The organism is Microbacterium imperiale (genome assembly GCF_017876655.1).
Classification (GTDB): domain Bacteria; phylum Actinomycetota; class Actinomycetes; order Actinomycetales; family Microbacteriaceae; genus Microbacterium; species Microbacterium imperiale.
This window is the reverse complement of sequence record NZ_JAGIOK010000001.1, coordinates 1,176,260-1,201,603: the sequence shown is the minus strand read 5'-3', so window position 1 is coordinate 1,201,603 and position 25,344 is coordinate 1,176,260. Positions and strand designations below refer to the sequence as shown.

Annotated in this window: 23 protein-coding genes and 1 riboswitch; of the genes, 9 read left to right on the top strand and 14 right to left on the bottom strand. The window is 71.7% G+C overall.

Annotated elements, in window-relative coordinates; translation table 11 throughout:
- Nucleotides 1-87: 87 nt before the first annotated feature.
- Complete coding sequence (locus tag JOF37_RS05945; protein ID WP_210006006.1) at nt 88-1,017, bottom strand: N-acetylglucosamine kinase; 930 nt, start codon at nt 1,015-1,017, stop codon at nt 88-90.
- A complete protein-coding gene (locus JOF37_RS05940) occupies nt 1,014-2,012 on the bottom strand; it encodes an acetylxylan esterase (RefSeq protein WP_210006005.1) in 999 nt (332 codons plus the stop codon). The genes JOF37_RS05945 and JOF37_RS05940 overlap by 4 nt, the downstream gene beginning before the upstream one ends.
- A gap of 116 nt (nt 2,013-2,128) precedes the next feature.
- Here JOF37_RS05940 and JOF37_RS05935 point away from each other — a divergent pair, with 116 nt between their 5' ends.
- A complete protein-coding gene (locus JOF37_RS05935) occupies nt 2,129-4,345 on the top strand; it encodes an NADP-dependent isocitrate dehydrogenase (RefSeq protein ID WP_210006004.1) in 2,217 nt (738 codons plus the stop codon).
- Nucleotides 4,346-4,411: 66 nt separating this feature from the next.
- Here JOF37_RS05935 and JOF37_RS05930 read toward each other — a convergent pair whose 3' ends face one another.
- From JOF37_RS05930 to JOF37_RS05920, 3 genes are all read right to left on the bottom strand, one after another.
- Nucleotides 4,412-4,864 carry a GNAT family N-acetyltransferase gene (locus tag JOF37_RS05930; RefSeq protein ID WP_210006003.1) on the bottom strand — a complete coding sequence of 151 codons (453 nt, stop codon included), beginning with the start codon at nt 4,862-4,864 and terminating at the stop codon, nt 4,412-4,414.
- A gap of 85 nt (nt 4,865-4,949) precedes the next feature.
- Entirely contained in the window at nt 4,950-6,389 is a 1,440-nt protein-coding gene (locus tag JOF37_RS05925; protein ID WP_210006002.1) for a L,D-transpeptidase family protein, read from the bottom strand.
- Between the two features lie 121 nt (nt 6,390-6,510).
- Nucleotides 6,511-6,942, bottom strand: coding sequence for a hypothetical protein (locus tag JOF37_RS05920; RefSeq protein WP_210006001.1), 432 nt, complete (start codon nt 6,940-6,942; stop codon nt 6,511-6,513).
- 172 nt (nt 6,943-7,114) lie between these two features.
- Between JOF37_RS05920 and JOF37_RS05915 the strand changes: the two genes are divergently transcribed.
- The 5 genes from JOF37_RS05915 to JOF37_RS05895 all read left to right on the top strand — a co-directional run bounded on the left by JOF37_RS05915 (nt 7,115) and on the right by JOF37_RS05895 (nt 12,550).
- Complete coding sequence (locus tag JOF37_RS05915) at nt 7,115-8,263, top strand: ROK family transcriptional regulator (RefSeq protein ID WP_210006000.1); 1,149 nt, start codon at nt 7,115-7,117, stop codon at nt 8,261-8,263.
- A gap of 101 nt (nt 8,264-8,364) precedes the next feature.
- Nucleotides 8,365-9,630 carry an extracellular solute-binding protein gene (locus JOF37_RS05910; protein WP_245338107.1) on the top strand — a complete coding sequence of 422 codons (1,266 nt, stop codon included), beginning with the start codon at nt 8,365-8,367 and terminating at the stop codon, nt 9,628-9,630.
- Nucleotides 9,631-9,693: 63 nt separating this feature from the next.
- Nucleotides 9,694-10,665: a carbohydrate ABC transporter permease gene (locus tag JOF37_RS05905; protein WP_210005999.1), complete on the top strand. Its 972-nt coding sequence runs from the start codon at nt 9,694-9,696 to the stop codon at nt 10,663-10,665.
- Nucleotides 10,662-11,627: a carbohydrate ABC transporter permease gene (locus JOF37_RS05900; RefSeq protein ID WP_210005998.1), complete on the top strand. Its 966-nt coding sequence runs from the start codon at nt 10,662-10,664 to the stop codon at nt 11,625-11,627. Before JOF37_RS05905 ends, JOF37_RS05900 begins: the two co-directional genes overlap by 4 nt.
- Before the next feature lie 2 nt (nt 11,628-11,629).
- On the top strand, nt 11,630-12,550 hold the full coding sequence (locus JOF37_RS05895) for an ROK family protein (protein WP_210007693.1): 921 nt from the start codon (nt 11,630-11,632) through the stop codon (nt 12,548-12,550).
- Nucleotides 12,551-12,585: 35 nt separating this feature from the next.
- On the opposite strand, the gene JOF37_RS05890 is transcribed toward JOF37_RS05895, so the two are convergent.
- From JOF37_RS05890 to JOF37_RS05870, 5 genes are read right to left on the bottom strand one after another with little or no spacing between them, the layout of a single operon-like run.
- On the bottom strand, nt 12,586-12,999 hold the full coding sequence (locus tag JOF37_RS05890; RefSeq protein WP_210005997.1) for an NUDIX hydrolase: 414 nt from the start codon (nt 12,997-12,999) through the stop codon (nt 12,586-12,588).
- Entirely contained in the window at nt 12,996-14,363 is a 1,368-nt protein-coding gene (locus tag JOF37_RS05885) for an FAD-binding oxidoreductase (protein ID WP_210005996.1), read from the bottom strand. Before JOF37_RS05885 ends, JOF37_RS05890 begins: the two co-directional genes overlap by 4 nt.
- Nucleotides 14,360-14,758: a YrdB family protein gene (locus JOF37_RS05880; protein ID WP_210005995.1), complete on the bottom strand. Its 399-nt coding sequence runs from the start codon at nt 14,756-14,758 to the stop codon at nt 14,360-14,362. The genes JOF37_RS05885 and JOF37_RS05880 overlap by 4 nt, the downstream gene beginning before the upstream one ends.
- Nucleotides 14,759-14,799: 41 nt before the next feature.
- Complete coding sequence (locus tag JOF37_RS05875) at nt 14,800-15,954, bottom strand: N-acetylglucosamine-6-phosphate deacetylase (protein WP_210005994.1); 1,155 nt, start codon at nt 15,952-15,954, stop codon at nt 14,800-14,802.
- Nucleotides 15,942-17,453 (bottom strand): beta-N-acetylhexosaminidase, encoded by a 1,512-nt coding sequence (locus JOF37_RS05870; RefSeq protein ID WP_210005993.1) that lies wholly within the window; start codon nt 17,451-17,453, stop codon nt 15,942-15,944. The genes JOF37_RS05875 and JOF37_RS05870 overlap by 13 nt, the downstream gene beginning before the upstream one ends.
- A 71-nt stretch (nt 17,454-17,524) precedes the next feature.
- A riboswitch (ZMP/ZTP riboswitch) is annotated at nt 17,525-17,608 on the top strand.
- Nucleotides 17,609-17,661: 53 nt separating this feature from the next.
- Here JOF37_RS05870 and glyA point away from each other — a divergent pair.
- Nucleotides 17,662-18,936 (top strand): serine hydroxymethyltransferase, encoded by a 1,275-nt coding sequence (gene glyA / locus JOF37_RS05865; RefSeq protein WP_210005992.1) that lies wholly within the window; start codon nt 17,662-17,664, stop codon nt 18,934-18,936.
- A gap of 131 nt (nt 18,937-19,067) precedes the next feature.
- Nucleotides 19,068-19,949: a bifunctional methylenetetrahydrofolate dehydrogenase/methenyltetrahydrofolate cyclohydrolase gene (locus JOF37_RS05860; protein ID WP_210005991.1), complete on the top strand. Its 882-nt coding sequence runs from the start codon at nt 19,068-19,070 to the stop codon at nt 19,947-19,949.
- 91 nt (nt 19,950-20,040) lie between these two features.
- Here JOF37_RS05860 and JOF37_RS05855 read toward each other — a convergent pair whose 3' ends face one another.
- Genes JOF37_RS05855 through JOF37_RS05845 form a run of 3 tightly spaced genes read right to left on the bottom strand, consistent with a single transcriptional unit; the run spans nt 20,041 to nt 22,510 of the window.
- Nucleotides 20,041-20,784, bottom strand: a complete 744-nt coding sequence (locus JOF37_RS05855) for an amino acid ABC transporter ATP-binding protein (RefSeq protein WP_210007692.1) — start codon at nt 20,782-20,784, stop codon at nt 20,041-20,043.
- Nucleotides 20,785-20,789: 5 nt separating this feature from the next.
- The gene (locus tag JOF37_RS05850) at nt 20,790-21,635 is read right to left on the bottom strand and encodes an amino acid ABC transporter permease (protein WP_210005990.1); all 846 of its coding nucleotides are present in this window, start codon (nt 21,633-21,635) and stop codon (nt 20,790-20,792) included.
- A 20-nt stretch (nt 21,636-21,655) separates the two neighbouring features.
- Nucleotides 21,656-22,510 carry an ABC transporter substrate-binding protein gene (locus tag JOF37_RS05845; RefSeq protein WP_210005987.1) on the bottom strand — a complete coding sequence of 285 codons (855 nt, stop codon included), beginning with the start codon at nt 22,508-22,510 and terminating at the stop codon, nt 21,656-21,658.
- A gap of 157 nt (nt 22,511-22,667) precedes the next feature.
- On the opposite strand from JOF37_RS05845, the gene JOF37_RS05840 reads away from it, so the two are divergent.
- Nucleotides 22,668-23,738, top strand: a complete 1,071-nt coding sequence (locus tag JOF37_RS05840; RefSeq protein ID WP_210005986.1) for a DNA glycosylase AlkZ-like family protein — start codon at nt 22,668-22,670, stop codon at nt 23,736-23,738.
- 143 nt (nt 23,739-23,881) lie between these two features.
- Here the strand turns inward: JOF37_RS05840 and JOF37_RS05835 are convergent, their stop codons facing one another.
- Nucleotides 23,882-25,324, bottom strand: coding sequence for an XRE family transcriptional regulator (locus tag JOF37_RS05835; RefSeq protein ID WP_210005985.1), 1,443 nt, complete (start codon nt 25,322-25,324; stop codon nt 23,882-23,884).
- Nucleotides 25,325-25,344 lie beyond the last annotated feature (20 nt).

The following is a 25,344-nucleotide window of genomic DNA, read 5'->3' as shown; positions in this document are numbered from 1 at the left end:
GTCCACTCGGCGACCGCAAGCTTTTTGTCGAGAAGATCAACAAAGGCGGCCGAGCGGCGAAGACGTGGCGGTGCTCCTCGGCTCGGGTCAGTGGGCGAGGCCGGCGCGGTGGACGAGCGCCGCCAGGGGGTGGGTGTCCGTCACGGCGACCAGGGCGGCGACGCCGTCGATGCCGACACCCACCGGGTCGACGAGGCGCACGGACTCGTCGCTGCCGTGCAGGTCGGCGACGAAGTCGGCGTGCAGCAGCGGTGACCCGAAGACACCGCCGATGGAGCAGACGGGGAACGTCGGCTCATCGGTGCGCACCTGCGCGATCGCCGCCCGCACGCTTCCGGCGAGCTCGTGGGCGGCGCGTGCCGTGATGTCGCGGGCGACCGCGTCGTCGGCGGCGGCAGCCCGCGCCACGACGGCGGCGAAGCTGGCCACGATGCGCACGCGATCGGGGTCGGCCTGCAGGGTCATGTACGCCTGCGACAGATCGGGCCACAGATCGGATGCCGCGGCCGTCAGCATCGTGTTCGGCCCGCGACCGTCGTACGCACGCATCACGGCGTCGAGCGCCTCGCGCCCGATCCAGTAGCCGCTGCCGGCGTCGCCCATGATCCAGCCCCAGCCGTCGACGCGTGCCGTCGTCTCGGCGCCGACCGCGAGGGTCACCACGCCGGTGCCGGCCGCCACGACCGCTCCGGCGCGATCACCCAGCGCGCCGAGGAACGAGGTCGTCGAGTCGTGCGCGAGCAGCACGTCGCGCACGCCCAGGTCGCGGACGAGGTCGAGCATCGCCGCGGCATCCGCGTTCGCATCGGTGAGGCCCGAGATGCCCGCCGCGACGGTGTCGACCCGGGCGCCGGTGCGCTCGCGCGTGGCCGCGACCACGGCGGCGAGCTGGGGCAGCAGCGGCTCGCCGGTGCGGATGCCGTCGAGGACGAGGTCATCACCGCGAACGCCCTGCGGCAGGCGCACCTTGATGCCGCTCTGGCCTGCGTCGATCGCGAGGACCGCCGGGGCGCTCATGCGCTCACCTCGTCGCGGGCGTCGCTGCGCAGCAGCCGCGCCAGGAAAGCGGCTTGCGCCTGCCACTGGTGCCCGAGTCCGCCCTCGTGCTCGTTGAAGGGGTAGACCGTGATGGCCTTGTCCGATCCGGCGTAGGCGTTGAAGGCCGCGTAGACCGTCGAGGGCGGACACACCGGGTCGAGCAGCCCCACGGAGAAGAGCGCCGGGGCGGTCGCGCGCCGTGCGAAGGCGACACCGTCGAAGTACGAGAGCGTCTCGAACACCTGATCCTCGGCCCCGCGGTGCACCGAGAGGTACCGCACGACCTCCTGGTACGGGTCGCTGCCGGTGAGGCCGACCGCGCGCTCGAAGTGGCACAGGAAGGGGACGTCCGGCATGACGGCGACGAGGCCGTCGCTGAGGCCGGCCGCCGCGAGCGCGATGCCTCCGCCCTGACTGCCGCCGCACACGGCGACGCGGCGCTCGTCGATCTCGGGCAGCCCGCGCACGGCGTCGATCGCGCGGACGGCATCCGTGAACACGCGCCGGTAGTAGTACGTCTCGGGGGAGTCGATCCCCCGGGTGAGGAAGCCGGGCACAGCGGGGCCGGAGCCGTGCGGGTCGGGGGTCTCGCCGCCGCTGCCCCACACGCTGCCCTGGCCACGCGTGTCCATGATGAACGAGGCGTAGCCGGCGGCCGCCCACGAGAGGCGTTCGGACGGCAGTCCGCGCCCACCGCCGTAGCCGATGAACTCCACGACGGCGGGCAGCGGCCCCTCGCGGTGGGTCGGCAGGATGAGCCAGGCCTTCACCGGCTCGCCGCCGAAGCCAGGGAACGTGACGTCGTGGACGTGCACGGCCGAGAACAGATCGGATGCCGCCGAGACGGTCACCTCGCCGCCCGCCTCCCGCGAGCCGGCGAGCGTTGCGGCCCAGAAGTCGTCGAAGTCACGGGGTTCGCTCACCGTTGGGCGGTAGGCCTCGAGTTCGGCGAGCGGCAGGTCGAAGCGCGGCACGGGCTCACCCTAGCGCGAAGGGTCGCGGCGCGAGAGATATCTCGACATCGAGAGATCTGCCCCCGTGCGATACGCTGAGCATCGACCCTCGACGCGCTTTTTTGGAGAGACGACACGTGCCCGACTCGACCATCATCTACACGTACACCGACGAGGCGCCGGCACTGGCCACCGCCTCCTTCCTGCCCATCGTCGAGGCCTACGCGGGCAAAGCCGGCGTGGCCATCGAGACCCGCGACATCTCGCTCGCGGGCCGCATCCTCGCGGCGTTCCCGCAGAACCTGACCCCCGAGCAGCAGGTGGGCGACGCCCTCGCCGAGCTGGGCGGTCTCGCGACCCTGCCCGAGGCGAACATCATCAAGCTGCCGAACATCTCGGCGTCGATCCCGCAGCTGAAGGCGGCCATCGCCGAGCTGCAGGCTGCGGGCTACGACATCCCGGACTACCCGGACGAGCCGCAGAGCGACGCGGACAAGGACGTGCGCGCCCGCTACGACCGCATCAAGGGCTCCGCCGTGAACCCCGTGCTGCGCGAGGGCAACAGCGACCGCCGCGCGCCCCTGTCGGTGAAGAACTACGCCCGCAAGCACCCGCACCGCAACAAGCCGTTCGCCGACGGGTCGAAGACCCGCGTCGCGACGCTCGGACACGACGACTTCAAGTCGAACGAGGTCTCGACCGTCATCGGTTCCGACGACGTGCTGTCGATCCGCTTCACGGCGGAAGACGGTGCGACCACCGAGCTGAAGTCCGGCCTAAAGGTGCTGCCCGGTGAGGTCGTCGACGCGACGTTCCTCTCGGCCGCGGCGCTCGACGCCTTCCTGGCCGACACCGTGGCGCAGGCCGCCGAAGAGAACGTGCTTTACTCGGTCCACCTCAAGGCGACGATGATGAAGGTCAGCGACCCGATCATCTTCGGCCACGTCGTGCGCGCCTTCTTCGCCGACGTCTTCGCCCGGTTCGGTGACGACCTCGCGGCGGCAGGCCTGACGCCCAACGACGGTCTCGGCGCCATCCTCGCGGGTCTGCCGCAGCTCGAGCGCGGCGACGAGATCCGGGCCGCCTTCGAGGCCGCGATCGCCGCCGGTCCCCGCCTGTCCTACGTCAACTCCGACAAGGGCATCACGAACCTGCACGTTCCGTCCGACGTCATCGTCGACGCGTCGATGCCGGCGCTGATCCGCAACGGCGGCAAGCTGTGGGGCGCCGACGGCGGCGAGGACGACACGATCGCCGTCATCCCGGACTCGTCGTACGCCGGGGTCTACCAGGCCACGATCGACGACGTCATCGCCCACGGCCCGCTCGACCCGGCCACGATCGGCTCGGTGCCGAACGTCGGTCTCATGGCGCAGGCGGCCGAGGAGTACGGCTCGCACGACAAGACGTTCGAGATCGCCGCGGCCGGCACCGTCGAGGTCGTCGACTCGTCGGGCGAGGTCCTGCTCTCGCACCGCGTGCAGCCCGGAGACATCTGGCGCGCGACGCAGACGAAGGACGTCGCGGTGCGCGACTGGGTCAAGCTCGCCGTCACCCGCGCGCGCGCCACGGGCGCACCCGCCGTGTTCTGGCTCGACGAGAACCGCGCGCACGACGCGAATCTCATCGCGAAGGTGCGCGAGTACCTCGCCGAGCACGACACCGAGGGGCTCACGATCGAGATCCTCGCCCCGGCCGACGCCACGCGCTACTCGCTCGAGCGCATCCGTCGCGGCGAGGACACCATCTCGGTCACCGGCAACGTCCTGCGCGACTACCTGACCGACCTCTTCCCGATCCTCGAGGTCGGCACGAGCGCCAAGATGCTCTCGATCGTCCCGCTCCTCGCGGGCGGCGGCCTGTTCGAGACCGGCGCCGGGGGATCGGCCCCCAAGCACGTGCAGCAGCTCGTCTCCGAGAACTACTTGCGCTGGGACTCGCTGGGCGAGTTCTTCGCGCTCGCGGCCTCGTTCGAGCACCTCGCGGACTACACCGGCAACGCGCACGCGAAGGTGCTCGCCGACACACTGGACGCGGCGACGGGGACGTTCCTCGAGCAGGACAAGTCGCCCGGTCGCGCGCTCGGCACCATCGACAACCGCGGCAGCCACTTCTACCTCGCCCTGTACTGGGCGCAGGAGCTGGCGGCCCAGACGGTCGACGCCGAGCTCGCCGCTGCCTTCGCCCCCGTCGCCGAGGCTCTCGCCGCCAATGAGAGCACGATCGTCGACGAGCTCGTCGCGGTGCAGGGGTCGCCGGCCGAGATCGGCGGCTACTACCGCCCGGATGCCGCCCTGGTGGCATCCGTCATGCGTCCGTCCACGACGCTGAACGGCATCATCGACGGGATCTGACGCCCGCTCACGACGACGCCCCGGCCGCTTGCGCGGTCGGGGCGTCGTCGTTGCCGGAACGGGGCGTCAGAACCGGATCTCGGCGATGACCTCGCCGTACTCCGTCTCGCCCACGGGGGTGAAGCCGACACGCGTGAAGAAGGCCTCGGGGCCGCCCTCACCGGCTTCGTACATCACGTCGAGGCAGTCGAACCCGCGCGCCCGGGCCTCTTCGACGAGCTTCTCGACCGCGAACCGGCCGACGCCGCGGCCCTGGTCGTCGGCGTCGACGTTGATGCGCCACAGCACCGACCGGAAGTGCTCCACCGGCGCCTCGGAATCGAACCCGGCGCTGACGAATCCGACGACCTCGTCGCCGTCGAGGATCACGCGCTGCCAGGTCGTCGCGGGGTTGACCACGGTCGCGGCGATCGCGTAGCTCTCGGGCACGACGAAGCGCTCCTGCCCCGGCTTGAGCGACAGGTTGTTCACAGCGACGATCGTCGACGCCGACAGTTCTTCTACGCGGAGCTCAGCCATGGTCACAGGGTAACGGTCGAGCTGACGGAACGCACGGGTCGATCCGCCGGGCGTCGATCAGCCGTCCGACTGACGAGGCGTGAGCTCAGGAGTGGACCCACACGTCGGTGCCGGCGACAGCCCACTCGTAGATCTGCGCCGCGCGCGAGTCGGGCATGCCCACGCAGCCCGCGCTCATCCGGGTGCCCCAGTTGCTGTGCCAGTACACGCCGTGGAAGGCCTGGTCGCCGTTGAAGTACATCGCCCACTTCACGTCGGGCTGCACGTAGGAGACGCCCGAATCGGGGGCCGTGCCGCGCATGTCCTGACGCGGGGTCTTCCAGCCGATCGTGTAGCGACCGGTCTGCGTGTCGGCGCCGGGCCGGCCGGTGGAGACGAGCCACGAGTCGACGACGACGCCGTTCTCCTTGAGGTACAGGCGCTGCTCGCTCAGGTTGACCTCGAGGAGGCGAGTGATCGTCTCGGTCGTCACGGGGACGACGTCGACGGGCAGTCGGTAGGCGGCATCCCCGTTGGCGAGCTGCTCGGCGAAGCCGGCGGCGATGCCGTCGGTCGACTGCAGCGCGCGCCCTTCGACGCCCGCGTCGGAGTCGTCGATGATCGTGCCCGCGGCGTTGGCGAAGACGACACCGTTGACGGGCTCGCGGTTGACTAGGTCAGGCAGCGTGTCGACGACGGGCTGGATCAGAGCCGGGTCGGCGGCGACCGCGAACGATCCGTCCTCGGCGGTCGTGACCGTCATCCAGCTCGCGGCGACGGCGCGGTCGACGGGCACGGTGCGCTCGTCGCCGACGTAGAAGCCGACCGAGTCGAGCATGCCGTTGAGCGACGCCGCCGTCTCTTCGGCGGCCGCGGTGGTCGTGACCGACGTCACGGGAGCGATCTCGGGCTCGATGACGGCATCCGTCGCGCCGGAGTCGAACGCGCCCTGCAGGGCGGTGCGCGTCGCCTCGACGTCGATGCCCGAGCCGGGCACGTCGGGGGTGACGACGAAGTTCGAGCCGTCGAAGGCGACCGACGAGGCGACCGGCTCGACGTAGAGGTCGGGCGCCGCGTCTCGAAGGGCCGCCGCAGCCCCGGCGTCGTCGACCGTGACGGGGGCCGCGATGGGGTCACCGAACCACTGCGTGACGTTCCAGGCGGGGCGCGCTTCGAACGCGGATGCCGCCAGCGCGGTGCCGTCGACCCGGGCGCCGAGGTCGGCCCCCGACACGCTGGCGCCGCCGTCGCCGAAGGTCACCGTGGTCTCATCGAGGCGGTCCTGCACGGCGGCCGCCGCGGCGCCGGGGGTGAGGAAGCCGACGGAGACGCCGCCGATGGTCGTTCCGGGAGCGATCAGGAACAGTGAGGCCGCGGCCGCGCCGAGGGCGATGAGGCCCGCCGGGATGCCGATCCACAGGCCGAGTCGGCGCTTCTTCCGCGTCGGCTCGGCAGGCGCCCACTCGACCCGCTGGTCGGCGTCGGCCGACAACGCGGCCTGCTCGGCCGTGCTCGCGTGATCATGCTTCGAAGCGACATCCGTCACCGCTGTACCCCCGTCTGCGCGCGTGCGCACTCGCGGTTCATGGTACGCGACCCCTGGCCGAGAGCGGCCTGAGTGAAATCAGAGCGTTATCTGCTGCGCGAATCGGCTCGCGCCGTGCGGATCAGTTCGCGCCGCACAGCTCCGTGTAGCTCTCGATGCTGCCCTGGACGTCGGTGAGGGCCGTGTTCAGCTCGGTCGCGCGCTCGGTGTCGCCGGCGGCGACGGCCTCCATGGATTCGGCGGCGGACGAGAACGCCGTCTGCAGGTCGGGCAGGATTCCCGACACCTCTTCGTTGGTCACCTCGGTCGCGGCGTCGCCCATGCCGTCGGCGATCGTGCGCAGCGCCTCGGCCGCGGTCGCGGGGTCGGAGGGGTCGATCTCCTGCAGGCCCGCGGTCGCCTCGGTCATCACATCGTCGACCTGCGTGCACGCATCCTCGACGGACTGGTTGCTGGGGGCCGCATCGCCGCCGTCGGCGTTGCCCGCCGTGCAGCCGGTCAGGGCGAACAGGGCGACCGCGGTCACGGTCAGGGCGGTCAGGCGACGGTTCATGGGGGTCTCCTCGGTGCGACGACGCTCCCCACCCTAGGAGAGAGGGGAGCGCCTTGTTCGCCCTTGACAGACGGCCCGAGAAGCGGGTGGTCGTGTAACGAGTTTGTAAACACTGCTAGCAAACCTCGGCGAACTCTTGCCGCCGTCGGGTTCGTAAGGTCTACTAACAAACATGACGAGCACCGACACGGACGGCGGTCGCCGCGCGACCCGCACGCGACGCCCGGGGGCGAAGATCCTCCCCGAGCACGCTCGCGCCCACAACCGTGCGCTCGTGTTGCAGAGCCTCTTCCACGGCGGCGCGATGAGCCGGGCCGACCTCGCCCGCGAGACGGCGCTGACCCGCGTGACGATCTCGGACCTCGTGTCCGAGCTCATCTCCGATGGCTTCGTCGCCGAGCAGGGGGTACGCGAAGCATCCGGACCGGGCAAGCCGGCGATCCTCGTCGACCTCGCGCGCGACGGACATCGGATCGTGGGCCTCGATCTGTCGGGCAGCGAGAGCTTCTCGGGAGCGGTCCTCACGCTCGACGGCGACATCGTCGCCCGGCACGACATCCCGGTGCCGGCCGAGCCCGGCGGCATCCTCGACGCGGTCATCGGACTCGCCCGCCACCTCATCGCGGACGCGCACGCCCCCGTCCTCGGGGTCGGCGTGGGGACGCCGGGTGTCGTCGACGACGCGGGCGTCGTGCTGGCCGCCCCGGGTCTCGGGTGGGATCGTCTCGACCTCGGCGGCATCCTCACCGAGGCGCTGGGCGTTCCCGTGCTCGTCGCGAACGACGCCAACGCGGCGGTGCTCGCGGAGCACACCTTCGGCGGCGCCGGCGACGACATCATCCTCGTCAAGGTCGGCCGCGGTGTCGGCGCCGGGCTCCTCACCGGGGGCGAGCCGTTGCGCGGTGCGCGGTCGGCCGCCGGTGAGATCGGACACGTGACGGTCGGGACCGACGGCGGTCCCGCGTGCGCGTGCGGCAAGATCGGATGCCTCGAGGCCTGGCTCTCGATCCCGTCCCTGTCGTCTCGCATCGACGGCGGTGCGGCGGCCGATCGCGACGGGCTGCTGCGTGACGCCGGCGAGCGACTGGGAATCGCGCTCGCGCCCATCGTCGGCGCCCTCGACCTGTCGGAGGTCATCCTCTCCGGCCCTTCTGAACTTCTCGACGGCACGCTCGCGAGCGCCGCCGCCGAGACGGTGCGCACCCGCACGCTCGCCACGTTCCACGACGAGCTGCAGGTGCGGATGACGGAGCAGGGCCAGGACATCGTCCTGCGCGGTGCGGCCGTCATGGTCCTGTCGGGACGCCTCGGCGTCTCCTGACGAAGCTCCACAGCTCCACAGCTCCACAGCTCCACAGCTCCACAGCACCACCGCTCCCACCGGGACGAGCCATCCGACTCGTCGACACCAGAGAAGAAGGAATGACCATGAAGAAGAGCCTCGGAGCACTGTCGCTCCTCGGTGTCTCCGCCATCGTGCTCGCCGGCTGCGCGAGCGGAGAAGCGGGACAGTCCTCGGCCAGCGGAGAACTCACCGTGTGGCTGGTCGGCACCGACACCCCGCAGGATGCGCGCGACTACCTCGTCGAGACGTTCGAAGCCGAGAACGAGGGCTGGACGCTGACGATCGAGGAGAAGACCTGGGCCGACACCGCCGACAACTACGTCGCGGCGCTGTCGTCCAACGACGCTCCCGACGTCGTCGAGATCGGCAACACCCAGTCCGCCGGCTTCATCGCGCAGGGCCTGTTCACCGACCTGTCGGGCATCGAGTCCGAACTGGGCGGCGACGAGATGCTGCAGAGCTTCGTCGAGCTCGGTTCCGAGGACGGCACGCTCTACGCCGCTCCCTACTACGCGGGATCGCGCATCGTGTTCTACTCGCCCGCGTCGTACAGCGGCGCGGTGCCGACGACGCTCGAGGAGTACGTCGCCGCCGGGATCGCCGCGACCACGCCGACGAAATCCGGCATCTACGCGCCCGGCAAGGACTGGTACAACGCCCTGCCGTATGTGTGGGCGAACGGCGGGGAGATCGCGACACAGGACGGCGGCACGTGGACGGGCGGCTTCTCGAGCCCCGGCGGCATCGCCGGCCTGGAGATGCTGCAGGACGTCTACGAGAACGCCACGATCGCGCCGGCCGACGCCGACGAGACCGATCCGCAGGTGCCCTTCTGCGCGGGTGAGATCGGGTTCCTCTCCGCCCCCGCCTGGGTCAAGTGGTCGATCCTGGCTCCCGCCGACGCCGCCGAGGCGCCCGGGTGCCCCGACACCGTCGGCGCCGACCTCAAGGCGTTCGCGCTGCCCGGGAAGACCGCCGGCGAGGTCGCGCCGGTGTTCGCCGGCGGATCGAACATCGCCGTGGCAGCGAAGTCGGACGCGCCTGAGAAGGCCGAGGCCGCGCTCAAGATCATCCTCTCGGAGGGCTACCAGAAGATCCTCGCCGAGAACGGTCTGATCCCCGCCCTCACGTCGTTCGCCGAGTACCTGCCGGACGACGAGATCACGACCGAGGCGGCAAAGGCCGTCGCCTCGTCGAAGGCCGTGCCCGCGAGCCCGCAGTGGTCCGAGGTCGAGTCGTCGGGGGTCATCAAGGACGCCCTCGTGAAGATCGCGCAGGGCGGCGACGTGACCGCGATCGCGACGGAACTCGACGGTCAGATCGAGGCCATCCTCAACAAGTAGTCGTCGGGTGGAGCGCGGGGTCGCCGCCCCGCGCTCCACCGCGCACGCAGAGAGGACAGGACGATGACAGACCTCCTCACGCGGGAGCCCCGGCAGCACCGTCGCGCCGACCGCCCCGCGCTCACCGCGCGCGAACGCTCGCGACGGCGCCGTGACGGCGGCAGTGCTCTGACGCTGCTCGCCCCCTCGCTGATCATCCTCGGCGTGATGGTGCTCTACCCGGCCGTGTCGATGCTGGTGCAGTCGTTCACGGACTACTCGATCCGCAACAAGGTGCAGGGCACGCTGCCGAACCCGGTCGGGATCGACAACTACCTCGAGGTCTTCACGCAGTCCGACTTCCCGGCCGTCCTCGTGCGCAGCCTCGGGCTCATGGTGGCGATGACCGTGCTGATCGTCGGACTCGGCGCGCTCATCGCCGTGCTCATGACGCGCCTGCGACGCGGCTGGCGCATGCTCGTCTCGCTCGGGCTGCTGCTCGCATGGGCCATGCCACCGCTGGCGGCGACCACCGTGTGGGGGTGGATCTTCGATTCGCAGTACGGGATCGTCAACTGGGCGCTCAACACCGTCACCGGAACCGGCGACTGGACCAACCACTCCTGGCTCGCCAACCCGTGGTCGTTCTTCTTCGTCCTCACCGTCATCGTGGTGTGGCAGGGCGTCCCCTTCGCGGCCTTCACGCTGTACGCCGCGCTCGGCCAGGTGCCCGGCGAGGTGCTCGAAGCGGCCTCCCTCGACGGCGCGGTCGGCTGGGCGCGGTTCCGCCTGGTCGTCTTCCCGTACCTGCGCAACGTCGTCACCGTCGTCGTGGTGCTGCAGGTCATCTGGAACCTGCGCATCTTCACCCAGGTCTACGCCCTGCAGCAGCGGGGCGGCCTCGTGTCCGAGACGAACGTGCTCGGCACCTACATCTTCCGGCAGGGGCCGGGCGAATTCGGCGTCACCAGCGCCATCGGCGTGCTCACCGTAGCGCTGCTGCTGGCTCTGTCGTGGGGATACATCCGCACGACCCTCAAGGAGGAGGAGCTGTGAGCACCCAGGTCACCCCCGCCGTCCAGCTCGGCACGGTCGGCGTCGAGGAGGTCGTCGGCGACGGCGGACGGCTGCCGCGTCCGCGGCCGCGCTCGCTCTCGTCGCGACGACCGCCGCGGCGACGGCTCTTCTCGCGCGCGGCTCTCAACCTCGCGGCGCTCATCGTGTTCGTGTGCTCGGTGTTCCCGGTCTACTGGATGCTGAACATGTCGTTCACGCGGGGCGAGAGCATCATCAGCCGCACCCCGAGCTTCCTGCCCTTCGACTTCACGCTCGGAAACTACGCCACCGCGTGGACGCGCGAGGCGGCACCGGGACAGACGGACTTCGTCCACGGTCTGGTGTCGTCGACACTCGTGACCGTGGGCGTGCTGATCGTGACGCTGCTGTTCGCGTTCCTCGCGTCGATCGCCGTGGCCCGCATCCGCTTCCGGGGCCGGCGGTCGTTCATCGTCGCGGTGCTGATCGTGCAGATGGTTCCCGGCGAGGCGATGATGTTCACGATCTACGGGATGATCGACGACTGGCGTCTGATGAACACCCTCCTCGGACTCGGCATCGTCTACGTCGCGGCGGTCATCCCGTTCACGATCTGGACGCTGCGCGGCTTCGTCGCGGGCGTCCCCGCCGACCTCGAAGAGGCGGCGATGATCGACGGGTGCACGCGGACGCAGGCGTTCTGGCGGGTGACGTTCCCGCTGCTGGCACCGGGCCTGGTCGCGACGGGCATCTTCGCGTTCATCCAGTCGTGGAACGAGTTCACGATGGCGCTGCTGCTGATGAAGGGGTACAACCTCACACTTCCGCCCTGGCTGCTGTCGTTCCAGTCGGCCACCGCCGCGACGAACTGGGGCGCCGTGATGGCCGCGTCGACGCTCATCTCGATCCCGGTCGTCATCTTCTTCCTGATCGTGCAGGGGCGGATGTCGGGCGGCCTGGTGGCCGGCGCGGTGAAGGGATGACGCTGCGCATCGGCGTCGACGTGGGCGGCACCAAGATCCTGGGTGTGGCGGTCGACGAGACGGGACGCGAGACCGCGAGCGTCCGGCGCCCGACCGGCTGGGGCGCGGATGCCGTCGCCGACGGGATCGCGGCGGTCATCGACGAGCTCGCGGTCCCGGCCGGCAGCGTCAGCGTCGGAATCGGCGTCCCGGGCCAGATCGTGCCGGGCAGCGGGGTCGTCGAGCACGCGCTGAACCTGGGGATCGAGCGGAGCGATCTCGCCGCCGCGGTCGCCGGGCGCACCGGCATCCGTCCCGCCGTCGACAACGACGTCCGCTGCGCGGCGGTCGGCGCACGCGCCCTGCTGCCGGGGCTCGAGTCGCTCGCGTACCTCAACCTGGGCACCGGGATCGCCGCCGGGATCGTCGACGCGACCGGGCCCCGACGCGGCACCCGCGGTGCTGCGGGCGAGATCGGCCACGTCTCGATCGACCCGGCGGGGCCGGCGTGCCGGTGCGGCCAGCGCGGCTGCATCGAGGCGCTCGCCGGCGGGGGCGCCGTCGCGCAGCGGTGGGGTCGCCCGGCCGACCTGCCCGTGCGGGACGTCTTCGATGCGGCCGACGGCGGTGATGTGCGGGCCGCCGAGCTGCGGGCCGACCTCGTGCGCGGGGTCGCGGGCGCCGTGCAGCTGCTCGTCCTGACCACCGATGTCGACGCCGTCGTGCTCGGCGGCGGCGTCGCGGGACTCGGCGACCGGTTGCTCGAGCCCGTGCGCACCGCGCTCGCCGCATCGGCGGCGGCCTCGCCGTTCCTGCGGTCGCTGCGGCTCGCGGGCCGCGTCGTGCTCGTACCGCAGGGTGTCGCCGTCGGCGCCCTCGGCGCCGCGCTGACCCCGGATGCCGTGCCGCACGACCTCGTCACACGCCGAGCCGCGGCGGGCTGAGCCGAGCCGCCGACACGACCGGCCGAACGACTGCGTCAGCGCCAGGTGAGGGGGAGCAGGTGCTCGGTGCTGAGCGGGGCGAGGGGCAGCTGCCCGGCCTCGTCGGCCGTGAGCCAGCGGGCTTCGGCGATCTCGGCCGCCGCGGCGACCCGCTCGGGATCGAGGCGAACGGCGAACGCCTCCGCCACGACCCGAAAACCCGGTTCGTTCGCCGCCTCGGACTCGAAGCGACCCAGGTAGACCAGCTCGGATGCCGCGACCTCGGCGCCCAGCTCCTCGTGCAGCTCGCGGGCGAGAGCCTGCGCCGCGGTCTCGCCCGGCTCGGGCTTGCCGCCGGGAGCCATGAACCGCTCGGTGCCGCGTTTGCGAACGAGCAGCGTGCGTCCCGCGCCGTCGGTGACGACCGCCGCACTGACGTGCACGACCCGTGGTCCGGCCGTCCCGGTCACGGGGTGAACACCTTTCCCGGGTTGAGGATGCCGGCGGGGTCGAAGACGCGGGCGATCTGTCGCTGCAGCTCCCACTGGTCCGCGCCCAGTTCGTCGGCCAGCCACCGGCGCTTGAGCACACCGACGCCGTGCTCGCCCGTCAGGGTGCCGCCGAGGCGGAGCGCCGACTGGAACAGATCCTCGGCGGCATCCCACACGACATCGGGCACCTCGGTGCCGGAGAAGACGAAGTTCGGGTGCAGGTTGCCGTCGCCGGCGTGGCAGACGGTGGGGATCGTCAGGCCGAAGCGCTGTTCGATGCGCGCGATCTCGTCGAACATGGCCGGCAGGGCGCTGCGCGGCACCGACACGTCTTCGATGAGCGTCGTCCCGAGCGTCTCCATCGCCGGGTGCATCGACCGGCGCACCGTCCACAGCTGCTGCGCCTCGGCGTCGTCGGCGGCGAGGCGGACCGTGCCACCGGCCCCGGCGAGGACGGCGACGATCGCCTCGGCCTCCGCGTGGGCCGCGGGACCGTCGGTCTGCACCGTCAGCTGAGCCGCTCCCGGGGTGGGAGCGGGCAGTCCGAGCAACCGGTGTGCGGCCGCGAGCGATGTCGCGTCCATCAGCTCCATGATCGCCGGCTGCACGCCCGCGGCGGTCACCGCGGAGGCGGCGACGGCGGCGGAACGGACGTCGCCGAAGGTGGCGGCGATCGTGCGGGCCTCACCCGGGATCAGCCGGCGCAGCTTGAGGGTCGCGCCCACGACGACGCCGAGGATGCCCTCCGAGCCGATGACGAGAGACGTCAGGTCGAGGCCCGTCACGCCCTTGACGGTGCGATGACCTAGGCGCAGCAGGCGGCCGTCCGCGAGCACCAGGTCGACACCGAGAACCGCGTCGCGCACCACCCCGTACTTCGCGCACAGCAGACCGCCGGCCCCCGTGGCGATGTTGCCGCCGACGGTCGAGATCTCGCGGCTGGCGGGATCGGGCGCCCACCACAGGCCGAGCGGAGCGAGGGCGGCGTTGAGGTCGGCGTTGAGGATGCCGGGCTCCACGACCGCGATCAGGTCGTCGGGACGCACCTCGACGACCCGGTCCATCGCGCGCAGCGACAGCGCGATCTCACCGGCGCCCGTGTTGGCGCCGCCGGCCAGACCCGTGCCGGCTCCGCGGGGGACGACCGGCGTGCCGGTCTCGGACGCGATGCGCATCGTCGTCTGGACATCTGCCACCGAGCGGGCCGTGACAACGGCGAGGGGCGACCCGGATGCCGCGTGGCCCGACTTGTCGGCCCGGGCACCGGCGAGAGCGGCATCCGACACGTCGACGCGATCGCCGAGCTCGGCGACGAGGCGGGCGACGACGTCGGGAGCGGTCATGCCAGGCGGCGGCGTCCGGAGAGCAGACCGAAGGTCACCGCGACGACGCCGAAGACGAGCCCGATCCACGCGTGGCCCATACTCCACCAGGCGATGGTCGCCGAGGCGTACACGAACAGCTCGACGAGCGCCCGCACGAAGGGGTGCACGACGAAGACGGCCCGGGGCGACACGAACAGCGCCCACAGCAGGACCGCGGCGACCGGCGCGGCGATCCCCGCGACGATGTTGCCGGGGAAGTCCCAGGCGGCGAAGCCCCAGATCGCGAAGGTCGCGAACGCGAACAGCTGGCACGCGAAGGCGAGCAGCTCGATCGGCGACAGCGCGGGCCGCGTGCCGGGCGCCTGCTGCGGCGCTTCGGGCTGAGCGGGACGCACGTTCGGCAGATCGGACATGCCTGCAATTCTAGGCGCCCGCGGATGCCGCGCCGGCGGCCTCAGACCCGGCCGGTCCAGACCCGGCGCACCTGCAGCGCGTCATCCAGCAGCACGGCGTCGGCGGGGGCGCCGGGGCGAAGCGATCCGAGGTCGGGACGGCCGATCGCGCAGGCGGGGGTCGAGGTGAGCGCGCGGACGGCCTCGGGCAGCGCGACGCCCGCGGCGATCGCCGTGCGCAGGGCGGCATCCTGGGTCAGGGTCGAGCCGGCGATCGTGCCGTCGGCCAGTCGGGCGACGGTGTTCTCGACCCGGACGCGGAGCGCGCCGAGCAGGTACTCGCCGTCCGCGGATCCGGCCGCCGCCATGGCGTCGGTCACGAGCGCGACGCGTCCGGGGGCGGCGGCGAAGACGATGCGGAGGATGTCGGGGTGCAGGTGCACACCGTCGGCGATCACCTCGACCGTCACCCGCGGGTCGCCGGTGGCGGCCCCGACGGGGCCGGGCGCGCGGTGGTGCAGTCCGGGCATGGCATTGAATGCGTGCGTCAGGATCGTCGCGCCCGCGTCGAAGGCTCGGCGGGTGACATCGGCGTCCGCGTCGGTGTGGCCGACCGCCGCCGCCGCACCGGACGCCGTGATCTGCTCGATCGCCGCGAGCGCTCCGGGAAGCTCGGGTGCGATGGTCACCTGCCGCACGGTGCCGCGCCCGGCCTCGAGCAGACGGTCGACCGCGCCGGGCGCCGGTGCGACGAGGAGGCCGGGATCGTGCGCGCCGTGGTGGCCGGGATCGAGGAACGGTCCCTCGAGATGCGACCCGAGCACAGCGGCATCCGTCTCGGCCAGGTCGGCGATCGTCGACACGCGGCGGGCCAGGTCGTCGAGCGAGGCGGTCACGAGCGAGATCACGGCGCGAGTCGTGCCGTGCGCCCGATGCAGAGCGCGGGCGGCGCGGATCGCCTCCGCGCCGTCGTCGTACGCGGCACCGCCGCCGCCGTGCCCGTGGATGTCGACGAACCCGGGGGTCAGGACGGCGCGCGGACCGGCCTCGGCGACGGCATCCGTGACCTCGTGCGCCTCGGCGACACGGTCGCGCCACCCATCGCCGGTGCCGCGCGCAGCGACACGGCCGTCGCGGACGAGCAGCCACGCATCCGCGGTCTCGATGCCGTCGTCGACGAGTCGTGCCGAGTGCACGAGGTGGTTCACAGAGTCCACGAAACCTCCGGAGATGCGGGGAAGCGGATGTCGAGCGTCGTCCACAGCGGGCCGAGTCCGCCCACCCGCGAGCGGAACGACTCCCAGGTGCGACCCGGCGCGCGGCCGGTCGGCGGCGACCAGGCCGCCTCGGCCGCCGCGGCGATGCGCGGGAAGGTCAATGCGTCGATGTCGTCGAGGGTGCGCACCGTCTCGGTCCACAGCGGTGCCTCGACCCCGAGGATGTCGTCCTCCGACAGGCCCTCGACGACGTCGGCGGGCTCCCAGCGGTACGCGCGCTCCAGGCTCGTCGGTCCGTTCGCCCACGTCAGGCCGAGCGCGGCGGTCTCATCGGGCTTCATGTCGAGATACACCGCATCGGCGGGGGAGAGGATGACGCGTCCGCCGGCGGTCACGAACGCGCGTGCCTTGTCGGCCGCGCCCTCGGCGGGGCGGACGAAGCTCCAGTACTGCCCGACGGTGCCGGGTGCGAGATCGCCCGCGGCTCCGGCCTCGTGCCAGGCGATCGGGGTCTTGCCGAGGCTCGCGATCAGCGCCGAGGTGCGCTCGACGAATGCGGCGAAGTCGGCCGGGGGAGTGCCGTGCGCCTCGTCGCCGCCGAAGTGCAGATAGGGGCCGGGGGTCAGCGCCGCGAGTTCGGTGAAGACGTCCGCGACGAAGGCATCCGTCGCGTCGTCGCCGATGCGCAGCGACGAGAAGCCGACGCCGATCCCGGTGTAGGCCTCGCCGGCGACGGGGGTCGGGCCGCCGGCGGCATCCCACCCCTCGAGCGCCGGGGCTGCCGCGACCTCGGGGTACGCGATCCCGACCGCGTGGGTATGCCCCGGCATGTCGAACTCCGGCACCACGGTCATGTGATGCGCGGCTGCGTGCTCGATGATGCTGCGGTAGTCGGCCTGTGTGTACAACCCGCCCGGGTCGCCGCCGACGGCGCCCGCGGCGGTGCGCGCGGTGAGCTCGGGGCGGCTGTGCAGCTCGAGCCGCCAGGCCTGGTCATCGCTCAGGTGCAGATGCAGCACGTTGAACTTCAGGCTCGCGGCGCGCTCGAGGAACGCCGTCACCGTCGCGACGTCGTGGAAGTGCCGGGCGACGTCGAGCATGACACCGCGGTAGGCGAACCGGGGAGCGTCGTCGATGTCGACCGCGGGCACGGTCCAGCCGGAGGCGGAGCCGGTGATGAGCTGACCGAGCGTCTGGATGCCGTAGAAGAGGCCCGCCGCGTCGGCGCCGCGGACCTCGATGCCGTCGTGGCGCACCGCGAGCCGGTACGACTCCGCGGGGCCGGCGCCGTCGACGGTGACCGCGATCCGGGCCGCATCCGATGCGTCCGCGTCGTCGGCGTGCCCGAGATGCACGCCTGTACGGGTGGCGACGAGGCGGTGCAGGACAGCCGCAGCCGAGGCATCGCCGGTGATGCGGACGCCGCGGTCGAGCGCGAACGGCGGACCGTCGGCGGACGTGACGGCGGCGGGCAGAGGCACGAGCGGCAGCGACGTCATGGCGTACCCATCTGTAAGGAGGCCTAACAAACCGATTCGGGCCAGCGTACCAGCGCGGCATCGGTTATGCTCGGACGCGTCGCGACTGGCGTTGAGGTGGGCCACCACCGGGGAGCGACCGACACGGCATTCGACCGCACGCCTGGGCCGATGTGGAATCTTCTCTGCTTGTGAAATCCGTCCCGAAAGCCGTCGTCTGGAGATCGTCATGACCGATTCGTACTTCAACGCCCCGCTCGCGGAGGTCGACCCCGAGATCGCCCAGGTGCTCGAGCGCGAGCTCGACCGCCAGCGCGGCTACCTCGAGATGATCGCCTCCGAGAACTTCGTGCCCGTCTCGGTGCTGCAGTCGCAGGGCTCGGTGCTCACGAACAAGTACGCCGAGGGCTACCCCGGACGCCGCTACTACGGTGGCTGCGAAGAGGTCGACGTCGCCGAGGAGCTGGCGATCTCGCGCGCGAAGTCGCTGTTCGGCTCCGAGTTCGCGAATGTTCAGCCCCACTCGGGCGCAACCGCTAACGCCGCCGTGCTGCACGCGATCGCCCGCCCCGGCGACACGCTGCTCGGTCTCTCGCTCGACCACGGCGGCCACCTCACCCACGGCATGAAGATCAACTTCTCGGGCCGGCTGTACGACATCGTCGCCTACGGCGTCGACCCCGAGACCTCGCTCATCGACATGGACGAGGTGCGCCGCCTCGCCCTCGAGCACAAGCCGAAGGTCATCATCGCCGGCTGGTCGGCCTACCCGCGCCAGCTCGACTTCGCCGCGTTCCGCGCGATCGCCGACGAGGTCGGCGCGTACCTCTGGGTCGACATGGCGCACTTCGCCGGACTCGTCGCCGCGGGCGTGCACCCCTCTCCGGTGCCCCACGCCCACGTCGTCTCGTCGACGGTGCACAAGACCATCGGCGGCCCGCGCTCGGGCATCATCCTGACCAACGACGCCGACCTGGCGAAAAAGATCAACACCGCGGTCTTCCCCGGCCAGCAGGGCGGCCCGCTCATGCACGTCATCGCCGCGAAGGCGACCGCGTTCAAGCTCGCCGCGACGCCGGAGTTCAAGGAGCGCCAGGAGCGCACCGTGCGCGGTGCGTCGATCATCGCGGAGCGTCTGACGCAGCAGGATGTCGCGGATGCCGGCATCGCCGTGCGCTCGGGCGGCACCGACGTGCACCTCGTGCTGGTCGACCTGCGCGACGCCGAGCTGGACGGCAAGCAGGCCGAAGACCTGCTGCACGAGATCCACATCACCGTCAACCGCAACGCGGTCCCCAACGACCCGCGCCCGCCGATGGTCACCTCGGGTCTGCGCATCGGTACGCCCGCGCTCGCGACGCGCGGCTTCGGCGACGCCGAGTTCACCGAGGTCGCCGACATCATCGCGCTCGCGCTGCAGCCCGGCGCCGACCTCGAGGCCCTGCGCGCCCGCGTCGCGACCCTCGCCGACGCCTTCCCGCTGTACCCCGACCTGCAGCAGTAACCCGGCCGTCGCCGGTCGCCGCGCGCGCATCCTTCCCGCGAGCACGCACCCCGAACGGTGCGTGCTCGCGTGGGCGGGACGTTCTCGGCGGCCGCGACCGGGCGGCCGCGACCCCTCGAACGGAGAACGACATGACCGCGCAGAAGCTCGACGGGCGGGCCACCGCCGCTGCGATCAAGACCGAACTGGCCGAGCGCGTCGCCGCGCTGACGGCCCGCGGGGTGACCCCGGGCATCGCGACGGTGCTGGTCGGAGCCGACCCGGCATCCCAGCTGTACGTGGGGATGAAGCACCGCGAGTCCGAGGCGATCGGCATGAACTCGATCCAGATCGAGCTGCCCGCCGAGTCGACGCAGGCCGAGGTCGAAGAGGTCATCGATCGCCTCAACGCCGACCCGACGTGCCACGGCTACATCGTGCAGTTGCCGCTGCCCAAGCACCTCGACACCGACCGCATCCTCGAGCGCATCGACCCCGCGAAGGATGCCGACGGCCTGCACCCCGTCAACCTCGGCCGTCTCGTCCTCAACGTCAACGAGCCCATCACGACGCCGCTGCCGTGCACGCCGCGCGCGGTCATCGAGCTGCTGCAGCGCAACGGGTACGACCTCGCCGGCAAGAACGTCGTCGTCGTCGGACGCGGCGTCACGATCGGCCGCTCGATCGGACTGCTGCTGACCCGCCGCGAGATCAACGCGACCGTGACCCTCACCCACACCGGCACCGCCGACCTCGGCGCGCACCTGCGCGAGGCCGACGTCATCGTGGGCGCCGCGGGTGTGAAGCACCTCGTGACCGCCGCCGACGTCAAGCCGGGCGCGGCCGTCCTCGACGTCGGCGTCACGCGCGAGAACGACCCCGAGACCGGCAAGTCGAAGGTCTACGGCGACATCGCCCCCGACGTGGCCGAGGTCGCCGGCTTCCTCTCCCCGAACCCCGGCGGCGTCGGTCCGATGACCGTCGCCCTGCTGATGACCAACGTCGTCGAGGCCGCCGAGCGCGCGACCGCCTGACCCCCTCTTCCTCCCGTCGACTCGCCGGGAATCGCGGATGCCGGTCGCGCCGGACCCGCACATCGTGACGAGTCGACGGGAGCAACCGGGCTCAGGGGAGGAAGCGCGACAGGAAGGCCCGGGTGCGGGGCTCGCGCGGGGCGCCGAAGACCTCGGACGGCCGGCCCTCCTCGACGATCGTGCCCTGATCGAGGAAGACGACACGGTCGGCGACATCCCTCGCGAACGCCATCTCGTGCGTCGCCATCAGGATCGTCGAGCCGCCCTCCGCGAGGTCGCGGACGAGTTCGAGCACCTCGCCGACGAGCTCGGGATCGAGCGCCGAGGTGATCTCGTCGAGCAGCAGCACCTCGGGATCGGTCGCGACCGCCCGGATGATGGCCGCGCGCTGCTGCTGCCCGCCCGACAGTCGGTCGGGGTGCTCGCCGGCCTTGTCGGCCAGTCCGATCCGCGCGAGCAGCTCGCGAGCCCGCGCCTCGGCCTCGCGCCGCGGGACGCGGTGCACGACCCGCGAGGCGAGGGTCACGTTGTCAAGCACCGACAGGTGCGGGAACAGGTTGTAGCTCTGGAACACCGCACCCAGGCGCGCCCGTACGGCGTTCGCGTCCACGCGGGGGTCGGAGATGTCGTCGCCCGCGAGCAGGATCTGGCCGTCGTCGATGGGCTCGAGCAGCCCGAGGCAGCGCAGCAGCGTCGACTTGCCCGACCCGCTCGCCCCGATCAGGGCGACGACCTCGTGCCGCGCGAGCGACACGTCGACGCCGCGCAGCACCTCTTTGTCGCCGAACGACTTGCGGATGCCGCTGGCCCGCAGCACATCGGTGACCGCGATCATCTCGCTCACAGGATCGATCCCGTCTGCTCGCGGCGACGCAGTCGCGCGGTGTACCAGTCCGTCAGGCGGATCGTCGGGATCGCGAGCAGCACGAAGAGCACGCCGGCCACGACGTAGGGCGTGAAGTTGTAGGTCGTCGCGACGACGCCCTTGGCCTCGGCGATCGCATCGAACGCGGCGAGGATCGAGATGAGTCCGACATCCTTCTGCATCGAGATGAAGTCGTTCATGAGCGGGGGTGTCATCTTGCGCAGCGCCTGCGGCAGCACCACGCGACGGAGGGTCTGCGGGTAGCTCAGCCCCAGCGCCCGCGCGGCGAGCCGCTGCGACGGATGCACCGACTCGATGCCCGCGCGCACGACCTCGGCGACATAGGCCGAATAGGTGAGCGTGATCGCGAGCACACCCAGCAGCACGGGGTCGATGCGGGTGTTGAGGATCGTCGGCAGCCCGAACCCCACGAGGTACAGCACGATGACGAACGGCAGTCCGCGGAAGAGGTCGGTGTAGGCGGCCGCCAGCAGCCGCAGCGGGAAGAACACCGGGCCGCGCAGGGTGCGTAGCAGCGCCAGCACGAGGGCGGCCGCGCTGACGGTGACCACCGAGAACGCGAGCACGCGCAGGTTGACCAGGAAGCCCTTCCACACCTCGGGCAGCGCCTGCAGCGCGACCTCGGGATCGAAGAAGCTCTGCTGGACGGTCGCCCAGCCCTTCGTGTTGATGACGGTGACCCAGACGACGGCCGCGAAGGCGATCGTCGAGGCGATCGCGATCAGCACGGATCGGCGTTCCCGGCCGCGCCGATAGGCGCGGCGCTCGAGTTCGAGCGCGCTCGGAGTGAAGGTGGTCACGGATAGACGCTAGCCCGCTCTCACTGGAGGAGCGTCACGCCCTCCGTCAGTCCCGACAGCCACTCCTTCTCGAGCTCGGCCAGGGTGCCGTCGGCGCGCAGCTCGTCGACGGCTTCGGTCACGGCGGGGGTCAGCGGCGAGTCCTTCGCCAGGAGCAGGCCCCACTCGTCCTCGATGCCCGCCTTCGGCAGCTCACCGACGAAGAACGAGTTCTCGATGTAGAAGTTCACCGCAAGGTAGGCCGTCGGGGTGTCGAGCACGATCGCGTCGATCTGGCCGGCGCCGAGGGCGGCGACGGCATCCTCGTTGGAGTTGTACAGACGTTCCTCGGCGTCGGGGGCGACCTGCTCGAGGGTCTGGGCGCTCGTGGAGTTCGCCATCGCGCCGATCGTGAGGTCGGCGAGACCCGCGATGTCGCCGACGCCGTCGGCGGCTCCGCCCTTCAGCGCGACGATCGACTGGCTCGCCGAGTAGTACGGCGACGAGAAGTCGACGCCCTGCTTGCGCTCGTCGGTGATCGTGTACTGCTGGATGTTGACGTCGAAGCTCTTCGGTCCGGGTGCGATCGCGCCCTCGAAGCTCGTGCGGACCCACTCGACGTCCTCGGCCGCGAACCCGAGCTTCTCGGCGACGGCGTATGCCACGGCGGCCTCGAAGCCCTCGCCCGACTCGGGGTCGTCGTCGATGAAGTACGGCTCGTACGCGGTCTCACCGGTGGCGATGGTGAACTTGCCCGGCGTGACGTAATCCTCGGCGGCGGGCCCGCCGGCGGCGTCGCCGGAGGCGGCGGGTGCGGGCGAGGACGAGCAGCCGGCGAGGACGATCGCGAGGGCGGCGACACCGACCGAGGCGGCGCGGACGAGGGAGCGGGACATCGGGTACCTCCGGGTGCGGATGCCGCACATCGGCGTGCTGTCACCGGCGGCTGCATCCATTCTCCCCCGGGACGCACGACGATCGTGTTGCGCGTCCCTGTATTACGTGCAGCGGATGCCGCGAGCCGACCGCCCGCCATGCGGCAGGATGAGCGGCATGTCGACGCCGGAGTTCGCAGCCCAGCGGATGCGCTCGCACCTGCTCAGCGCGCCCGCGTCCACGCTGGCCGACACCGCCGGGCACATGCTCGCGGTGCAGGCTCAGGAGTTCTGGGCCGGTCGCTGGGCGCTGTCCGTGCGCACCACGGGTGAGCCGGTGCTGCGCGAGGTCGACGCGGCGTTCGAGGACGGCACGCTCGTGCGCTCGTGGACGCAGCGCGGCACGCTGCACATCGTGCGCTCGGTCGACCTGCCCGCGCTGCTCGCGGTCACCGCGGACCGGCAGCAGCGCGCGGCGGCCGGCATCCTGCGCGGGCTCGCCGTTGACGACGCGGTGCTGGCGCGGGCCGAGCGCGCCGCCCGCGCCGCGCTCCGCGGTGGGAACAGGCTGACGCGCGACGGGTTCGCCGAGGTTCTGCGGGACGCGGGCATCGACCCGGCCGGGTCGCGCGGCAACCACATCCTCTCGGCGCTCGCGGTGCGCGGCGTGCTCGCGTTCGGTCCGGTCGTGCCGCGCACCGGTGGACCCACCCGCGAGCAGTTCCTCGTCGCGGTCGACGAGCTGCCGGCGGCGCGAGGCGTCGCGGATCCGCTGGCCGACATGTTCGCGGGCTATGTCCGTTCGCACGGCCCCGCGCGCGTGGAGGACTTCCGCTGGTGGGCGGGCCTGCCCATCGGCATCTCGCGACGGGCCGCCGAGGCGGCCGCCGGCCGCGTGGCCGAGATCGAGCCCGGGCTCTTCGCGGCACCCGATGCCGCGGTGGGACCGCCGCCGGGGAGCGAGTGTGCGCTCATCGCGCTGCCGCCCTTCGACGAGTACTACCTCTCGTACGCCGACCGCACGGAGGTCTGCGGCGTCGACCTCGCGCCGCGCATCGGTCCGACGCTGAACGGGCAGGTCGCGCCGGTCCTCGTGGCCGGAGGTCGGGTCGTCGGCATCTGGCGCCACTCCGTCGCCGTCGGTCGGCACCATCTGCCGCCCGAGCCCGTGCTCGTGACCGATCCGGGGCTCGCGGCATCCGACGTCGCGGCGTCGCTCGCCCGCGTCTCGCGGTTCCTCACCGCCTGAGCCGTCGCCGCGCGAGGGTGAGCGCGGTCGCCGCGCCGTAACTCCTCAGTTCCGGCAGTGCCGCCCGGCCCGACCCGCGCCACCTCGCCGACCCGGGCCCGCAGGCGGCGCGGCTCTGAGGAGTTACGGCGCCACGCTCCGGCTCACCCGGCGGCGTGGCGGTCGAGGAAGGCGTAGACCTCACCGTCGTCGACGCCCGGGAAGGCGCCGCGGGGAAGTGGCGAGAACATCTGCATGTGCACGCGCGCGCTCGGCCAGGCCTTGCCCTCCCATCGGGCGGTCAGGTCGGGGGCGGGGCGGCGGCAGCACGCCTCGTCCGGGCAGGTCGACACCGCGCGCTTCTGGGTCTCGCGCCCCCGGAACCACCGGGCGTCGTCGAAGGGGACCCCGACGGTGATGGAGAACTCGCCCTCGGCGGTCGTCCCGGTCTGGCTCGAGCACCAGAAGGTGCCGCCGGGGGTGTCGGTGTACTGGTAGTGCTCGACGGTGCGGTTCTGCTCCTCGAACGCCGAGCGCGCGGAGAACGCGCGGCACACGATCTGTCCCTCGACGCTGCCGGTGACGTCCATGGGCAGGGGAAGTCCGTCGTTCTCGTAGACGCGGGTGATCGCGCCCGCGCCGTCGACGCGCAGGAAGTGCAGCGGGATGCCCAGGTGCGTCGTCATGAGGTTGGTCATGCGCATGGCGGCGGCCTCGTGCGTGACCCCGAAGGCGTCGCGGAAGTCCTCTACGGCGAGGTTCCGGTCCTTCTTCGCCTGCGAGAGGAACGCCACCGAGGCGGTCTCGGGCATGAGGCAGCACGCGGCGTAGTAGTTGATCTCGAGGCGCTGCTGCAGGAAGTCGGCGTAGTCGCCGGGGGGTGTGTGGCCGAGCAACCGGTGCGCCATGGCCTGCAACGCCATGGATCGCAGGCCATGGCCGCCGGGGATCGACGCGGGCGGAAGGTAGATGCGGCCGTTCTCGAGGTCGATGACCGACCGGGCCGAGTGCGGCAGGTCCGCGACGTAGATCAGCTCGAAGCCGAGCTGCTCGGCCATGATGCTGACCGTCCGATGGGTCAGGGCGCCCGAGGTGTGACCCGCCGCCTTCAGCTGCTTCTCGGCGAGGCGCTCGATCTCGGGCAGGTAGTTGTCGGCGTCGCGCATCCGCAGTCGCAGCTCGGTGTTGGCGCGGCGGGCCTCTTCGGGCGTCGCGATGGCCTCGCGCTCACGGCGCTGCAGCTCGCGGTGCAGCCCGAGGATCGACTCGAGCGTCTCGTCGCTCATCGTCTTGCCCGCCCGCACCGGCGCGATCCCGAGGCGCCGGAAGACCGGGCTCGATTGCGCGCGCTCGAGCTCGAGTTCGAGGGCGGCGCGACGATTGGGCGGCTCGGACGAGAGCAGATCGGCGACGTCGGTGCCGGTGGCCGAGGCGATCGCCTGCAGCAACGAGAGCTTGGGCTCGCGCCGCCCGTTCTCGATCAGGCTGAGCTGGCTGCCGGCCACCCCCACGCGCGCCCCGAGTTCGTCGAGCGTGAACCCGCGGGCGAGGCGGTGGTGTCGGATGCGGTGACCCAACGTCGCCAGTTCGATTCCGGATGCGGCCATTCCTTCACCATACGGAAAGA